Origin of the sequence: Roseibium sp. (assembly GCF_039982295.1) — a bacterium.
In the GTDB taxonomy this organism is placed as follows: domain Bacteria; phylum Pseudomonadota; class Alphaproteobacteria; order Rhizobiales; family Stappiaceae; genus Roseibium.
In genome coordinates this window covers 235156-249873 of record NZ_JBDWYP010000092.1, presented here as the reverse complement: position 1 = coordinate 249873, position 14718 = coordinate 235156, and the positions used below count along the sequence as shown (strand labels likewise).

The 14718-nt window shown below is 58.2% G+C and carries 13 protein-coding genes and 1 pseudogene; 7 read left to right on the top strand and 7 right to left on the bottom strand.

Annotated elements, in window-relative coordinates; all coding sequences use genetic code 11:
- Positions 1 to 74: 74 nt before the first annotated feature.
- A complete protein-coding gene (locus ABJZ52_RS21365; protein ID WP_348186789.1) occupies positions 75 to 797 on the bottom strand; it encodes a VIT1/CCC1 transporter family protein in 723 nt (240 codons plus the stop codon).
- A gap of 194 nt (positions 798 to 991) precedes the next feature.
- Here ABJZ52_RS21365 and ABJZ52_RS21360 point away from each other — a divergent pair, with 194 nt between their 5' ends.
- The 5 genes from ABJZ52_RS21360 to gltX all read left to right on the top strand — a co-directional run bounded on the left by ABJZ52_RS21360 (position 992) and on the right by gltX (position 7630).
- Positions 992 to 2374 carry a 3-deoxy-7-phosphoheptulonate synthase class II gene (locus ABJZ52_RS21360; protein ID WP_348186787.1) on the top strand — a complete coding sequence of 461 codons (1383 nt, stop codon included), beginning with the start codon at positions 992 to 994 and terminating at the stop codon, positions 2372 to 2374.
- Positions 2375 to 2565: 191 nt separating this feature from the next.
- Positions 2566 to 3105, top strand: a complete 540-nt coding sequence (locus ABJZ52_RS21355) for a response regulator (protein WP_348186785.1) — start codon at positions 2566 to 2568, stop codon at positions 3103 to 3105.
- Between the two features lie 36 nt (positions 3106 to 3141).
- Positions 3142 to 4836, top strand: a complete 1695-nt coding sequence (locus ABJZ52_RS21350) for an NAD+ synthase (protein ID WP_348186783.1) — start codon at positions 3142 to 3144, stop codon at positions 4834 to 4836.
- A 123-nt stretch (positions 4837 to 4959) separates the two neighbouring features.
- Positions 4960 to 6177: an MFS transporter gene (locus ABJZ52_RS21345; RefSeq protein WP_348186781.1), complete on the top strand. Its 1218-nt coding sequence runs from the start codon at positions 4960 to 4962 to the stop codon at positions 6175 to 6177.
- Between the two features lie 88 nt (positions 6178 to 6265).
- Positions 6266 to 7630 (top strand): glutamate--tRNA ligase, encoded by a 1365-nt coding sequence (gltX, locus tag ABJZ52_RS21340; protein ID WP_348186779.1) that lies wholly within the window; start codon positions 6266 to 6268, stop codon positions 7628 to 7630.
- Here the strand turns inward: gltX and ABJZ52_RS21335 are convergent.
- The 3 genes from ABJZ52_RS21335 to ABJZ52_RS21325 form a co-directional block, all read right to left on the bottom strand.
- Positions 7590 to 8918, bottom strand: a complete 1329-nt coding sequence (locus ABJZ52_RS21335) for a DUF2865 domain-containing protein (RefSeq protein ID WP_348186777.1) — start codon at positions 8916 to 8918, stop codon at positions 7590 to 7592. The two genes, gltX and ABJZ52_RS21335, sit on opposite strands and share 41 nt — an antisense overlap.
- 340 nt (positions 8919 to 9258) lie before the next feature.
- Positions 9259 to 9756 (bottom strand): MarR family winged helix-turn-helix transcriptional regulator, encoded by a 498-nt coding sequence (locus tag ABJZ52_RS21330; RefSeq protein ID WP_348186775.1) that lies wholly within the window; start codon positions 9754 to 9756, stop codon positions 9259 to 9261.
- A 287-nt stretch (positions 9757 to 10043) separates the two neighbouring features.
- A complete protein-coding gene (locus ABJZ52_RS21325) occupies positions 10044 to 10166 on the bottom strand; it encodes a hypothetical protein (protein WP_348186773.1) in 123 nt (40 codons plus the stop codon).
- Here ABJZ52_RS21325 and ABJZ52_RS21320 point away from each other — a divergent pair.
- Both ABJZ52_RS21320 and ABJZ52_RS21315 read left to right on the top strand, forming a co-directional pair.
- Positions 10165 to 11112 (top strand): annotated as a pseudogene (locus ABJZ52_RS21320) (MBL fold metallo-hydrolase); the annotation flags it as partial. The gene ABJZ52_RS21325 and the pseudogene ABJZ52_RS21320 sit on opposite strands and share 2 nt — an antisense overlap.
- 254 nt (positions 11113 to 11366) lie before the next feature.
- Positions 11367 to 11885: a CreA family protein gene (locus ABJZ52_RS21315; protein WP_348186771.1), complete on the top strand. Its 519-nt coding sequence runs from the start codon at positions 11367 to 11369 to the stop codon at positions 11883 to 11885.
- Positions 11886 to 12002: 117 nt separating this feature from the next.
- Here ABJZ52_RS21315 and ABJZ52_RS21310 read toward each other — a convergent pair whose 3' ends face one another.
- The 3 genes from ABJZ52_RS21310 to ABJZ52_RS21300 form a co-directional block, all read right to left on the bottom strand.
- Positions 12003 to 12347 carry a metalloregulator ArsR/SmtB family transcription factor gene (locus ABJZ52_RS21310; RefSeq protein WP_348186769.1) on the bottom strand — a complete coding sequence of 115 codons (345 nt, stop codon included), beginning with the start codon at positions 12345 to 12347 and terminating at the stop codon, positions 12003 to 12005.
- A gap of 76 nt (positions 12348 to 12423) precedes the next feature.
- The gene (locus tag ABJZ52_RS21305; RefSeq protein ID WP_192107092.1) at positions 12424 to 12612 is read right to left on the bottom strand and encodes a sugar transporter; all 189 of its coding nucleotides are present in this window, start codon (positions 12610 to 12612) and stop codon (positions 12424 to 12426) included.
- 119 nt (positions 12613 to 12731) lie between these two features.
- The gene (locus ABJZ52_RS21300; RefSeq protein WP_348186767.1) at positions 12732 to 14396 is read right to left on the bottom strand and encodes a L,D-transpeptidase family protein; all 1665 of its coding nucleotides are present in this window, start codon (positions 14394 to 14396) and stop codon (positions 12732 to 12734) included.
- Positions 14397 to 14718 lie beyond the last annotated feature (322 nt).

Here is a 14718-nt window from a genome sequence, read left to right as displayed (position 1 = left end):
TTTAAGCGCCTCCCGCTCGTTTTTTTACCTGACTTGAACACAGTCTAGTCAGCGCGGCCGGTTCTGGCCGTGAGCTAGGCAATGAGCACATGCAGTAGATATCCGACCAGCCAGGCGATGCCGGCTGCCGCCATGCCGATGGCGGTGGTTTCCAGGCCCGAGAAAATCCATTTCCGGGTGGACCAGCGCGCCTTGATTGAGCCGATCAGGAAAAAGGCGCAGGCCGTCATGACTGTGGTGATCGTCCCGGAGGCGGATAAGCCGAAGACAAACGGTACCAGAGGCAGGCTGCCGCAGACCACAAACGCTGCGAATGTGGACAGGGCCGCTCTTAGGGCGGAGCGCTGCACGGCTGCCATGCCGTATTCTTCCTGCATCATGGTCTCGATCCATGTTTGGCGGCGCGAGGTAATGATGGAGACAAGGGTATCCAGTTCTTCTCCCTCATAGCCCTTCGCCTTGAAGATCTGGCGGATTTCTTCACGCTCGCCCTCGGGCGCGAGACGGATGTGTTTTTCTTCGATGCCTTCAAGCCGCACATAATCATCTTCTTCCGACTTGGTGCCGGAGTAATTCGCAGCTGCCATGGAGAACCCGTCCGCCAGCAGGTTGGCGAGTCCGAGAATGAGGACGATCGATGGAGACAGATTGGCTCCGAGTGACCCCGCGACGATGGCAAAGGTCGTCACTGCGCCATCGATTCCACCATAGACCCAGTCTCTCAGGTAGCTGATCCTGGGCCCTGCGTTGAGCCGTTGGGCGATGTCTTGCGGGGCGTGACTGTGCTCTAGAGGCATCAACAAGATCTTTCATGAATTTGGCTTGCAATTGCTGGCATTTTTAAAGTGCCAGCCTGTGGTCTTGAATGGAAGAGCCGTGTATAAGGCCGCACGTTTGCTCCACATGAGGAGCACTGCGTGAAAGAAAATTATCCGGGCATGGTGAGAAATGTTATTTTGGGACGCCCGGTCCCGTTTCAGGAGTAGTTGAAATGGCGGAGAAGTGGACACCGGACAGCTGGAGATCCAAGCCGATCTTGCAGGTTCCGGAATATCCCGATGAAAAGGCCCTGGCTGACGTTGAAGAACGTCTGTCGACCTATCCGCCGCTGGTTTTTGCAGGTGAGGCGCGTGATCTGAAGCGCCAACTTGCCGACGTCGCGGCCGGAAAAGGTTTCCTGCTACAAGGTGGTGATTGTGCGGAGAGCTTTGCCGAGCATCATCCCGATCACATTCGCGACTTTTTCCGCGTCTTCCTGCAGATGGCTGTCGTGCTCACCTATGCTGCGAGCCAGCCTGTCGTAAAGGTCGGCCGCATTGCCGGTCAGTTCGCAAAGCCCCGGTCTTCCAATTCGGAAACCAAGGATGGCGTCGAGCTGCCCAGCTACCGCGGTGACATCATCAACGACATCGCCTTCTCCCCGGAAAGCCGTATTCCGGATCCGAACCGCCTGAGCATGGCCTATCGCCAGTCGGCGGCGACGCTGAACCTGCTGCGTGCTTTCGCTCAGGGTGGCTTCGCGAACCTTGATCAGGTGCATCAGTGGATGGTCGGCTTCATCTCCGACAGCCCGCAGGGTCATCGCTACAAGGAACTGGCGGACCGGATTACAGAAGCGCTCGCCTTCATGCGTGCCTGCGGCATCGATTCCACCTCTGTTCCTCAGTTGCGCTCTACCGATTTCTTCACGAGCCATGAGGCCCTTCTGCTTGGTTATGAAGAATCCCTGACGCGCGTCGACAGCACCTCTGGTGACTGGTACGCCACGTCCGGCCACATGCTCTGGATCGGCGACCGCACGCGTCAGCCTGATCATGCGCATGTGGAGTTCTTCCGCGGCATCGAGAACCCGATCGGCCTGAAGTGTGGTCCCTCCATGACGCCGGAAGGCCTGATTGAGCTGATCGACATCCTGAACCCGGACAACGAGCCTGGCCGTTTGACCCTGATCTGTCGCTTCGGGGCAGACAAGGTCTTCGATCATCTGCCGCAGCTGGTGCGCGCCGTGGAGCGGGAAGGCAAGTCCGTGATCTGGTCCTGCGACCCGATGCATGGCAACACCATCTCCGCGGGCGGCTACAAGACTCGTCCATTCGATCAGATTCTGAAGGAAGTTGAATCCTTCTTCGCCGTGCATCGTGCCGAGGGCACCCATGCGGGCGGCATCCATGTCGAAATGACCGGTCGCAATGTCACCGAGTGCACCGGTGGTGCCCACGCGTTGACCGCCGACCAGCTGGGTGACCGGTATCACACCCATTGTGATCCGCGTTTGAACGCCGATCAGGCGCTTGAGCTGGCTTTCCTGATTGCGGAGAACCTCAAGACCGAACGCGAGGGCCGTCACGACGACCCGATTGCCGTTAACGGTTGAGCGCGGCTTGAGCTGCTGAAAAGAGCGGCTCGAAGGTTTGAAAACGGGGTGGCAACAGCTGCCCCGTTTTTTTGTCTGAATTATTTCCGGATTTTTCCCTTCATGGCCGAAGAACGGCGATTCTGGTCATCGCGTTTTAACGCAAGGAGCGCATATCTCGCGCGCTGGGTGCAGCGTAGGGGGTAGGTAGAATGAACAGGGCTTGGGATCTGTCTCAGACTTCTTTTCTTGTCATTGAAGACAATATTCACATGCGAAGCATCCTGCGCTCGGTGCTGAGCGGCTTTGGCGTGCGGCAGATCTATGAGGCGTCAGACGGTGCCGATGGTCTCGAAATCGTGCTCGATCGAACCCCGGATTTCGTTCTGGTGGATTGGGCTATGGCACCTGTAAGCGGCGCGGACTTCATCAAGATTCTCAGGTCCGACAAGGACAGATTAATCAGCACGATCCCGGTCGTCGTCGTCAGCGCGCATTCGCAAAAGGCGACCATTTTGGAAGCCATGAAACTCGGCGTGCACGGTTTTATCGCCAAACCGGTTTCGCCTGCGGTTCTCTACGATCGGATCGGCGATATCCTGCAAAAGCAGCAATTGCACGGGCGCTGCAAAGGTGTTTATGGCCAGGTTGCTGCAGCGCCCAAACGGTCCCCTGCCGCAGGGCAAGCCACGAAGCCTGCGGCCGGGTCTGCAAGAGTGAAGAAAGATCCTCTTTCGATGGCGCTGCTTTAGATTGCCACGGCAGAAAAGCCGGGTTAAATCAGCCTTATGACCAGCACATCCAAGCCTGCCACCCTCGATGGACGTTTCCGCCTTGCTGTTGCGCAGCTCAATCCGACTGTCGGCGACGTTGCCGGCAACGCCGAGCTGATCCGCGCAGCACGACAGGAAGCTGCCGGTCTGGGCGCCGATCTGGTGCTCTATCCGGAACTCGCCATCGCCGGTTATCCCACCGAAGACCTGGTCTTGAAGCATGCCTTTGTCAGCCACTGCATGAAGTCAGTCGATGCTTTGGCATCAGAGACTGCTGACAACGGTCCGGCGATGCTGGTAGGAACGCCGTGGCTCGACGAAGACGGCAAGCTCTATAACGCGGTCGCGCTGTTGGATGGCGGTGAGGTTCAGGCCATCCGCTACAAGAACGATTTGCCGAACTATGGCGTCTTTGACGAAAAACGCGTCTTCGAAGCAGGCCCCTTGCCGGGGCCGATGGATTTCCGCGGCATTCGAATCGGCGTGCCGATCTGCGAAGATATCTGGAACGACGAAGTTTGCGAGTGCCTTGCCGAAACAGGCGCGGAGATCCTGCTGGTTCCCAACGCTTCGCCTTACTGGGGGCACCGCGCCGAAGAGCGCTTGCAGGTGGTTGTTGCGCGGGTCGTCGAAAGCGGGTTGCCGCTGATCTATTGCAATCAGCTTGGCGGGCAGGACGAACTCGTCTTCGACGGTGGCTCTTTCGCCTTGCAGGCAGATCGTTCCCTTGCGTTCCAGATGCCCCAGTTCCAAACCAGCCTCGCTCTATCGGAATGGGTTCGCAATGATGACGAGGTCTGGGTTTGCACGGAGGGGCCGGTCAGTGCTCTGCCTGGGATCGACGAGGCCAACTGGCGCGCCTGTGTCCTGGGGCTGCGCGACTATGTGCTGAAAAACGGTTTTCCAGGTGTTGTGCTTGGGCTCTCCGGCGGCATCGATTCTGCCATTTGCTCGGCAATGGCTGTCGACGCGCTTGGCGCGGACAAGGTCCATGCGGTCATGTTGCCGTACCGGTATACATCGCGCGAAAGCATCACAGACGCTGACGATTGCGCAAGGCTTCTGGGCATTCGCCACGACACGGTGCCGATTGCCGAGCCTGTCGAGGGGTTCGGGCGTGTCCTGGCCACCATTTTCTCTGGCTGTGAACAGGACACCACGGAGGAGAACCTTCAGTCCCGCGCACGCGGTGTCATCCTGATGGCGATTTCCAACAAGTTTGGCTCAATGGTGGTGACCACCGGCAACAAGTCCGAGATGTCTGTCGGTTATGCGACCCTCTACGGCGACATGAATGGCGGCTTCAACCCGATCAAGGATCTCTATAAGACGCAGGTCTATCACCTGTCCCGCTGGCGCAACACGACACGGCCCGAGGGGCTTCTTGGCCCGGAAGGGATGGTGATTCCGGAAAACATCATTTCAAAGGTGCCAACCGCCGAGCTTCGCGAAGGGCAAACCGATCAGGACAGCCTGCCGCCCTACGATGTTCTGGATGATATCCTCTCCTGTCTCGTCGAGCATGAGATGTCGGTCAGCGACATTGAAAAGCGGGGCCACGACAAGGCGCTCATTCACCGGATCGAGCATCTGTTGTATATTGCCGAATACAAGCGGCGCCAGGCGCCCCCTGGCGTGAAGATCACAGAGCGGAATTTCGGTCGTGATCGCCGTTACCCGATTACCAATCGTTTCCGGGATCGCAGCTGAGGTAGCTCAAGGGCTACCTTTGCTGGATTCAGCGAAATGGCGCGGGGATCTCTCCGTGTGATGAAGTTTTCCCCGGGGCTTGCAGCCAGCTGGCCCTGATCCCAATCGTTGTCTGGATGTGCCTTGTCCTACGCCTCGTTCCTGCGCGCCAACAGCCGCTGGCTAGCAGCAGGGTTCCTGCTGACCACGTTTTCCGGTTTCGGCCAGACCTTCTACATTTCTCTCTCATCAGGCCACTTGCGCCAGGAGTTTGGCCTCAGCCACGGCGATTTTGGGCTTCTCTATATGATCGCCACTCTGGGGTCGGCTGTCTGTCTGCCCTGGGTCGGGCGCAGCGTGGATGCCTTCCCGGTGCAGCGCGTTGCCTTCGTTGTGATGCTCGCGCTGACTGGCCTATGTGTGGCGATGGCGAATGTAAGTTCGGTCTGGATGCTCTTTTTCGTGATTTTCGGCCTTCGCCTGAGCGGGCAGGGCATGATGACCCACACGTCGATGACAGCCATGGGGCGATGGTTTTCGGCGCAACGGGGCAGGGCGGTGTCCATCGCGAGCCTTGGATTTCCGGCGTCCGAAAGCTGTTTTCCCGCACTCTTTGTTCTGACATCGGGTCTTTTGGGCTGGCGCATGAGTTGGGCCGCTGCCGCTGCGCTGGTGTTTCTTTTCGCGCTACCGGTGGTCTTGTGGCTGCTCAAACAGGACCGCCAGCCAAAGTCTCTCGACGGCGATGGTCAAAAGGCGGCTGGGCGCCAGTGGACACGCCGCGAGGCATTGCTTGACCCTGTGTTCTGGGGCGTCTCTGCCGGTGTCCTGGCTCCGCCTTTCATCGGAACCGCAATTCTCTTCAACCAGGTTTATCTGGTTGATCTGCGCGGTTGGTCGCTAGAGCTCTTTGCGGCCGCCTTTGTTGTCATGGCGATGGTTGCGATCCTCTCCTCCCTGACGCTGGGGGTGCTGATTGATCGTTTCTCGGCCCGAGGCGTTCTGCCCTTCATGCTTTTGCCGCTGACACTGGCTTGCATCGTTCTGGCGAACGTTCACATCGAGGCGGCCGCCTTCATTTTCATGGCGCTTTTGGGTATCAGCAACGGCTTTACAGCGACGCTCGGTGGTGCGTTGTGGCCCGAGCTTTACGGAACACGCCACATTGGCGCCATCCGGTCCGTGGCCTTCGCTATGATGGTGTTTGCATCCGCCGCAGGGCCCGGCTTGATTGGCGTGCTGATTGATCTTCAGGTTTCCTACGATAGCCAGTTGATGGGCATGAGTGGATATTGTGCCCTGGTCACTGGACTGCTCTTTCTGACTTCGCGTATTGCTGAAAGACGGGGCCATCGAACGTAAACCGGTTTCGTGCGCCGTTGATCGCGCAGCCGGGTAAAACGCCAATGAAGGCTTGCGGCAACGCGGGCAGGGAGGTACCTCAAGGACCATGACCGTTACAGTTCGTTTTGCGCCGTCCCCGACTGGCCATATCCATATCGGCAATAGCCGAACCGCATTGTTCAACTGGCTCTTCGCCAAAAAGAACAATGGATCCTTCGTTCTGCGTTTCGACGACACCGACAAGGAACGCTCGAAAGCAGAGTTTGCCGACGCGACCGAACTTGATCTTGCCTGGCTCGGAATTAAGCCTGACCGGGTTGAGCGGCAGTCGGAGCGCGTTGCGTCTTATGACGCCGCTGCGGAAAAGCTGAAGGCCGAAGGGCTGCTTTATCCCTGCTATGAAACGGCTGATGAGCTGGAGCGCCGCCGCTCGCGAGCCAGAGCCCTTGGTCGGCCTCCTGTCTATGACCGCGCGGCATTGAAGCTCAGCGCTGTTGAAAAAGCGGCTCTGGAAGCAGAGGGGCGTAAGGTTCACTGGCGCTTCCTTCTGCCAAACCACGATGGCGACCCCTTTTCGCCCCGGCGGACAGAAGTGACCTGGACGGACCTTTGCCGCGGCGAGCAGTCGGTGGACCTGGCCTCGCTTTCCGATCCTGTGCTGATCCGGGAAGATGGAACATATCTCTATACGCTGCCATCCATCGTCGATGACATCGACATGGGCATCACCCATGTCATTCGCGGCGAAGATCACGTTGCCAACACCGGCGTTCAATACGCGATCTTCAAGGCACTTGGCGCCCAGATGCCCACCTTCGGCCATCACAACCTGCTGACGACACGCGATGGTGAAGGCTTGTCGAAGCGTAAGGGAGCTTTGTCCATTGGTTCTCTGCGCGAGGCTGGGCTTGAGCCGATGGCTGTCGCTTCTCTGGCGGTGCTGACAGGTACCAGTCAGGCCGTTGAGCCAGTTTCGAATCTCGACGGTCTGGCAGAGAAATTCGACCTGTCGTCCGTCTCACGTTCTGCCGCGAAATTCGATCCGGCAGATCTCGGCGGCCTGAATGCAAAACTGGTCCACGACATGCCCTTTGAGGTGGTGGAGGATCGGCTTCGCTCGCTGGGTATCCGCGCGAGCGAGACCTTCTGGATGCTCATTCGGGAGAATTGCGAGAAGGTCTCCGATGCGCAGCACTACTGGCAGATCGTCTACGGAAGCGTAGACAGCAAGGTGGCGGACGAAGACCGCGAATTTATTGCAAAGGCAGGTGATCTCCTGCCGGAAGGCGACATCACCGAAGAAACCTGGGGTGCCTGGACGTCAGCTTTGAAGGCAGAGACAGGCCGAAAGGGACGAGGACTGTTCATGCCTTTGCGCCGCGCATTGACCGGGCTTGATCACGGGCCGGACATGAAAGCGCTGCTTCCCCTTATTGGGCGACAAAATATTCTGGACCGACTACCCGGATAGGCCCGCTGGGTGCCTGCCGGGTCTGGTCCTTTTCCTCGAGCTTGGTGAAAACCGGTTCGGGGGCTGGTGCCTCCTTGGCCGCACGGGATGTCAGCAAGGGCAACTGGTCCGAAGCCGGCTCGCGGTCCGCCGCTGCAGCGTCCGGTTCTTCCGCATCGACAACAATGCGAATTGCTGCGTTGAAACCGCCTTCCAGATCCATGCGGGTGGCCGGATCGGTCCCTCTCGGCAGCTGATCAGGAAGCAACGGATCCAGGCTCCAGCTGCCTCGCGCAGCGACATTTTCCCTGTCAAAGAAGGGCGCTGGTCCATCGAGCCTTAAAGACACCTGAATGCGGCCGTCCTCATTGGTCCACGCTCCGGCGTTGTGCCCAGCAAGCGGCGTCATCTTGCTATCAGTGGCAGCGTTTCGGCTGTCGCGGCAGCTGCAGTTTTGAACAAATTCGGTTTTGTACCGATAAGCGTTCTCCGTTTCGGCATAGGGAATGCCGGCAAGGGAAATCATTTCCTCTGCCAGGCCGCCAGGGTTGCGGTGTACGAACAGCTCGGTCGGCGCTGCAGGACAGATTTCCCCGCAACGGGCTGCGTCATCCGCGAACTGGCTTTGACCCGTCGAAAAGCTGACCGGGAAGAAATAGCCGTCGCAGGTCCGGACACAGAGGGTCCGAAAGGTCCCGCCTGTCGGGATGCGAGCCCTGTTTGACCTTGTGTCTCGGGCAAGGCTTGCGCGTGACTTCAGCTGTGTCAGATCCTGGTCGTTCGAGCGCGCAAGCAGAAGGTCTTTTCTGGGCCTTTGAACGACAAGGCCATTTGGCAAGGTGCGATAGTTCTGGTCGGTAGCTGCGGTCGGTTGTTCGATCTTCTTGTCAAAAATCTTGCCAAAAAGCCCATTGCCGCCGGACTGGGTCTTTGCCGTTCGGGCAGGCTTGGGCGCATTGCATTTTTGCGCGGCCAGGCTTGCCTGCAAACGGCGGCGCCGACTTTCGATATTACTCTTTGACGGACCTGACGACTGAGCCTGCTTGCGATCAATCGCGCGCAGGTTCTTTTGCATACGCTTGATCTTGTTTGCGAGCCCCTTGCACTTGGGCGATTGGGGAGCATTGTCGCAGCGAAAGAAGCGTGCATCGCGCGTCGCCGCAGCAATGGCCTTGCGCTGCTGGCGTTGCGCCGCCTGCCACTTCTGGGCGGCTGGGCTGAGCGATCTTGAGGACGACGTGCCAAGGCTCGCCAGTTCCGCCCGAATGGCGGCGCATGTCGCTGCCTCCGCAGCGGTTGAAGCGCACATCACGGCGATCAAAACCAAAGCACTGCGGCATGCTCCGAAGAAGCGCCGTACCTGCCACTCAGATCTCATTGTGCAACCTGTCCCATTGGCGTCAGAAACGCCCCCTGCCACTCACCACTATCGGCAGGTGAAAGCAACATAGCAAGCAAAGCGCTGATTTGGAGTTAATGTGCGAGCGCCGACGACACCCTTAGGTGCAGACCGGCTGTTGCATATGCTTCGGTGCCAGCTTGGGCACTCCGGATTGAGACCGCACCCTCGATCAGGCAAGGCGCCAGTTTTTCAACGCTTTATCCAGAAGCGTTCAACGTCCGATCAGCCTCTTTTATGACCTCGAAACCTAGTCGCCAAAGGTCGCAGCTGACTGAACCAGTTTGTTCAAGATGGTCTCGAGTTGTTCCCGTTCCTCCGGGCTCAGCGCATCTGTCAAATGCCGGGTGAAGGCAAAGGCCTGCGGAACAAGCGCATTGTAAACGTTCCGGCCCGCGGGGGTCAGCTCCAGAAAGATTTCCCGCATGTCTTCCCGGTTGGGAGTGCGCACGACAAAGCCGCGTTTTTCCAGGGTCGAGACCGCCCGGCTTACCTTGGTCTTGTGCATGGTGCTGCGCTCGCCGATCGTCTTGGCAGTCACGCGTCCGCATTGTCCGATGATCGCGATGACGCGCCAGTCCGGTCTGGTCATGCCAAATTGTTCGCCGTAGAGCCGCGCAAACGAATGGCTCACGGTTTCAGACACGAGATTGAGACGGTAGGGAAGGAAGTCCTCGAGCGCCAGCACACTGTCGCAAGACCTGCTAACTTGGTTGGTCTTCTGTGCCGGGATATCGTCGTCGCTCATGCGCTCAAGTCTTTCGGTCTCATGGTTCTGACAATCGGTATTTTATAGTCGTTCCTGGCCGCACCAAAGCCTTTGATTGAGAAATTGGTACATCAACGTGAGCAAGCACCCTCGAACATTGTGACAATACTCTTCGCCGGTCGGTTGTTGCCATAAAGGAAACAATATCTTGTATTTCCTTGCGTGATGGCATCAATCTGTTGAAAAACTGCAAATTGTCACATGTGATGACCGCCAGGATTTGCGAATCGGTCCGCGAAACTGAGACCGTCTTGGAATGCGGAATTTTATGCAGCCTTTTCAAGGTGCGGCGCGAAAATCTGCAATCCGGGCAGAAGAAGCCGGCCTGGACCAATCAGACCCGGGACGAAGAGAAACTCGGCCAGGTCGGAAAATGAAAGAGCTGCCATGAGCAACGACTTTGCTTCCGCCAACGACACTGAGGACAAGAAGATCAGCTTCACCGAAATCGGAAAGGGCTGTTACGCCTTCACCGCGGAGGGCGATCCGAACACCGGTGTCATTATTGGTGACAACAGCGTCCTCGTGGTCGACGCCCAGGCGACGCCCGCCATGGCTGAACAGGTCATCGAGCAAATTCGAGAAGTCACCGACAAGCCGATCAAGCATGTCGTTCTGACCCACTACCACGCGGTGCGAGTTTTGGGTGCGAGCGCATATGGCGCAAGCGAGATCATTGCATCCGACTTGACGCGCCGATTGATCGAGGAGCGCGGGGAAGCGGACTGGAAGTCAGAGTTTGCAAGGTTCCCCCGGTTGTTCAAGGACGCCGACAGCATTCCCGGTCTGACCTGGCCGACGCTGAGTTTCGCATCGTCACTGTCACTGAACCTCGGCAACCGGGATGTTCGCATCATGCATCTCGGCCGCGGTCACACGATGGGAGATGCCGTGGTCTGGGTCCCTGATGCCGGCGTCATGTATTCCGGCGATCTGGTGGAATCCAAATCCGCCTGCTACTGCGGGGATGCTCATCTGGGCGACTGGCCGCGCGCTCTCAATCGCATTGGTGCCTTCAGGCCGTCAGCCCTCATGCCCGGGCGTGGAGACGCCGTCATCGGCAGCAGTGCCGTGATGGAGGCGCTTGATCACACCGAGGCCTTTATCACCACACTGCGTGACACGGCCGCGGACTGCGTTGCCTCCGGAATGGGCATCAAGGACACGTTCCTGGCGGTGAAATCTGTCATGGATCCATTGTTTGGCGACTATGCGATCCATGACCACTGCCTGCCGTTCAACGTCGCCAGGGCCTATGACGAGGCTCATGGTCTCGACATGCCGCAAGTCTGGACCGCCGAGCGGGATCGTGATCTTTGGGACGCGCTCCACGGGCTGGTGGCAGAGCCTGGCGCGGCAAGCGAGGACGCGGAGATCGCGGAAGCTGGTAATGTGGATGACGATGTTCTGGAGGAGGTCGTTCAGTCCGCCGAAGAGCAGGCGGCCACTTCGGAGAAACAAGACACATCCGACAAGGTTCGTGAGCCGGAAAACGCCTGACAAGAATTCCCTCGTCTGCAACCGACTGGACATTACCGCGTTTACTGCCCACATCTGGGTGAACCTGATCCAAACGCGGTGATGTCTCAATGCGCATAACGTCCCTAGCTCTTTCCCTGTGCCTGTCTGCACTTGCACTTTCGCCGGTCGGCGCATCGGCGGCGGATGAGCCCGACCTGATCTTCAAGAAATCGACTGTCTGGAAGTTTCTGACGCCAGACCACAAGCTGGCGACTTATGCGATCGATGATCCCATCGTCTCTGGTGTTGCATGCCATTTCACGGTGCCCGAAAAAGGCGGCATTTCGGGTTGGGTCGGCATCGCGGAAGAAGTGTCGGACGTATCCCTTGCCTGCCGGCAGGTTGGCCCTGTTGAAATCACGGAAAAATTTGAACAGGGCGAGGAAATGTTTCGCCAGCGACGGTCCTTCGTCTTCAAGAAGATGCGGATTGTCCGTGGCTGCGACGTCAAACGCAACGTCCTAGTCTATCTTGTCTATTCCGACAAGCTGATCGAAGGCAGCCCGAAGAACTCGACTTCGACTGTGCCGTTGATGCCATGGGGCGATCAAACGCCCCCACGTTGCGGCGACTATCTCGACGATTGAGTCAGATTGACCTGGTGCGAAACATGAAAGGACCGCGGTTGGCGGTCGTTTTGATCTTTATGGAGGGATATGCTTGGGCCTGACGGCGATCTGAAATGAACGCTGAAGCGGCTTGCCTCAGTCAGCGTCGGCCATCTCCTGAAGGCCTGCGGCTGCAGGCTCCGTTCCCTCCGCACAGAAGTGCTTGTAGAGCACAGCCATTATCTCCTGGGCAGCATCACTGACCAATCGGTAGTAGATCGTCGTGCCTTCGCGGCGGGTTTCCACAAGCCCCTGCGCGCGTAGAAGAGAAAGCTGTTGCGAGACGGTCGGCATCCGCATGCCGGTCTTCTCTGCCAGATCCCCGACGCTGCATTCCCGATCGAACATATTGCACAAGAGCAGGAGGCGCGGAGCCGAGGCCAGCATTTTCATAAAACGGGCCGCATCTTCAGCGTTATCTTCAAGAGCTTCTTGGTTCATGAGCGGGACAATGCCCAAATCGGCCTGAAATCGCAAGCAATACGCTACGATAGGGGCTGATTTCTAAATCGATTTATTACATCCGGCCAATGGCCGGCAGGAGGATGTGGCCCGAACCACAGCCAACACCCGTGGTGATGCACATGCTGCGCTGCTGGCTGACGGCGGGCGACGCTTCGGTGACACCGGCAAGGCTGAAAAGGCCTGCGAAAGGGGCGCCCAGAACGGCTGTGAGAAAAACGACTGCAAACAAACGTTGAAACATGACCCGCTCCTGATCCGCATCCGGGGTTGATGCAGATGACAATAGGAGAGGGGCCTTGAACCGCCCCTGAGGGCCTCGTTCAGATAGGGTTCAGTTTGTTTAACGGGGGTCGCAATGCCTCAAAGGTTCTCGGTCATGGCGCGCGCCAGGGCCTTCAGGAGCACCTCGTCGCGGTCATAGATGTCACGCCGGAAGTGTGTTGATCCGTCCTTGTTCATCCAGGCCGTCAGATAGGTCAGATGGACCTGAACCGGTTCTTTCAGCTTGACCACCTTGCGGGCTCCGGCATCGCGAATGGCTTCAAGACGTGACCGGTCATATCCCTGGTCCGACAGCAGGACATCTCCAAGCGCGAAGGGATCTGACACGCGGATGCAGCCATGGCTGAAGTCCCGCTGCGCCCGGTCGAACAAGGTCTTGGACGGCGTATCGTGGATGTAGATGTTGAACTGGTTGGGAAACATGAACTTGATCCGGCCCAGCGCGTTCCGCCCGCCCGGATCCTGGCGCAGCTTGAACGGAAAGTTGCTGCCCGAATAGGAGTTCCAGGCGATCTGTGTCGGCGCAACTTCCTGCTCGCCGCTGAAAACCCGAATGTTTTGTGCAGAAAGTGCGTTCGGGTTCTGCCTGAGTTTCGGCAGATATTCCTTGGTCGCGATGGAATAGGGGACATTCCAGTAGGGATTGATTTCCACGTAGGTCATTTCATCGGAAAAAACCGGGGTGGCATGGTAAGGCTTGCCGACGACCACCCGCGTGGTGTGCCAGGTCTTGCCGTTCTTCACCAGCTTGAGATTCTGGTCGGCAAGATTGACGAAAACATAGGTGTCGCCGAGAAAATCGGGCATCCAGCGGCGGCGCTCCATGTTGAGTTCCATCTGGATCAGCTTCTGCCGGATCGGGACGTTGATCTCTGCCAGAGTGTTATTGCCGATCACGCCATCAACTGCGAGCCCGTGATAGTCCTGAAATGTCTTGACCGCTTCAACGAGCGCGCCGTCGTAAACCGTCCCGCTGTGGTCCGTGGCGAGCATGTAGTCTTCCTCGGCAAGCCTTTGGCGCAATAGGGCCGTCCGGTCGTCCTCTATGCCAGGCTTGAGAACCTCGCCATCCGGGATGACCGTGAAGCCGCCCAGCGCTGCCTTGTCCCGGTACTGAGCAAGACGGCGCTTCAGTCTTGCGTAGTTCGGTGTGTTCGGGGAAAGGGCTTCGAGAAAGGCGCTGAAATCGACGGTTTCGTGCGCCTGGGTCAGCAAGTCGACCGGGTCCGGCACATGCGGGAATATGTTGAGCGCCTTGTTGACTTCGTTCGGCTGAACACGGCCCGAGGACATGTGCGTTGCGTAACGAATGAACTGCGCGGTCAGGTCCAGTTCAAGAGCTGCCCAGTCTTCATCGCTTTGTGCGGCATCCAGCCTTTCTGCAAAAAGAAGCAGGCCGTAGTTGTCGGGATTGAGCGCATGATCATTGGCGGCGGCAAAGGCAGCCAGGGTCAGATGCCCGCGCTCTTGAAGCCCCTCCGTGTCGAGCCAGATCGGTGCATAGCCGCGCGCTTCATAAAAGGCGGCGACACTTTCATCGATATTGCGGCTGCCGATCTCCGCCAGCAAGGCGAAGCTCAAAGGCGCGGCAGCCTTGGTCGGCGTCTCCGCAGCAAGGGGCGCTTCTGTTTGGCCAATCGCGGGCATGCCGCCGATCGGTCCGGAGAGAAGGGCAAGCAAGAAGGCGGTGAGAAAGCTGGACTTGTATCTCTTTTGGCAGACTGCCCGAATTCCAATTGTCATCACGTCCCCCCGGAGCTTGACCCTGAAGCTGTCGTCGGCGCCCTATCAGGCATGCCATCCGAATCCTTGAAAAGAGCCTAGTCCATGCGGCGTGGTTGTCCAGCGTTCGGCCGAACCGGGAGCCGGAACAGAGGCCATTTTAACAAAGCCGGTCGTTTGTAAACCTGCAGGCTTGACCGGTCGGGCGAAAGAGGCGACAACCCATCCATGATGACGGCCACACGGAACATCATTTCGATCACCATTATTTGCAGCTAGCGACACCGCTGGCTGTGGCCGTTCCCTCTTTGCATCACGCACCTTGAGACGGATCGCCCGGCCA

Bases quoted from the DNA above. Each gene is read 5' to 3' on its own strand.
- ABJZ52_RS21365 (WP_348186789.1), bottom strand. From the start codon at position 797: ATGCCTCTAGAGCACAGTCACGCCCCGCAAGACATCGCCCAACGGCTC.
- ABJZ52_RS21360 (WP_348186787.1), top strand. From the start codon at position 992: ATGGCGGAGAAGTGGACACCGGACAGCTGGAGATCCAAGCCGATCTTG.
- ABJZ52_RS21355 (WP_348186785.1), top strand. From the start codon at position 2,566: ATGAACAGGGCTTGGGATCTGTCTCAGACTTCTTTTCTTGTCATTGAA.
- ABJZ52_RS21350 (WP_348186783.1), top strand. From the start codon at position 3,142: ATGACCAGCACATCCAAGCCTGCCACCCTCGATGGACGTTTCCGCCTT.
- gltX (WP_348186779.1), top strand. From the start codon at position 6,266: ATGACCGTTACAGTTCGTTTTGCGCCGTCCCCGACTGGCCATATCCAT.
- ABJZ52_RS21335 (WP_348186777.1), bottom strand. From the start codon at position 8,918: ATGTGCGCTTCAACCGCTGCGGAGGCAGCGACATGCGCCGCCATTCGG.
- ABJZ52_RS21330 (WP_348186775.1), bottom strand. From the start codon at position 9,756: ATGAGCGACGACGATATCCCGGCACAGAAGACCAACCAAGTTAGCAGG.
- ABJZ52_RS21325 (WP_348186773.1), bottom strand. From the start codon at position 10,166: ATGGCAGCTCTTTCATTTTCCGACCTGGCCGAGTTTCTCTTCGTCCCG.
- ABJZ52_RS21315 (WP_348186771.1), top strand. From the start codon at position 11,367: ATGCGCATAACGTCCCTAGCTCTTTCCCTGTGCCTGTCTGCACTTGCA.
- ABJZ52_RS21310 (WP_348186769.1), bottom strand. From the start codon at position 12,347: ATGAACCAAGAAGCTCTTGAAGATAACGCTGAAGATGCGGCCCGTTTT.
- ABJZ52_RS21305 (WP_192107092.1), bottom strand. From the start codon at position 12,612: ATGTTTCAACGTTTGTTTGCAGTCGTTTTTCTCACAGCCGTTCTGGGC.
- ABJZ52_RS21300 (WP_348186767.1), bottom strand. From the start codon at position 14,396: ATGACAATTGGAATTCGGGCAGTCTGCCAAAAGAGATACAAGTCCAGC.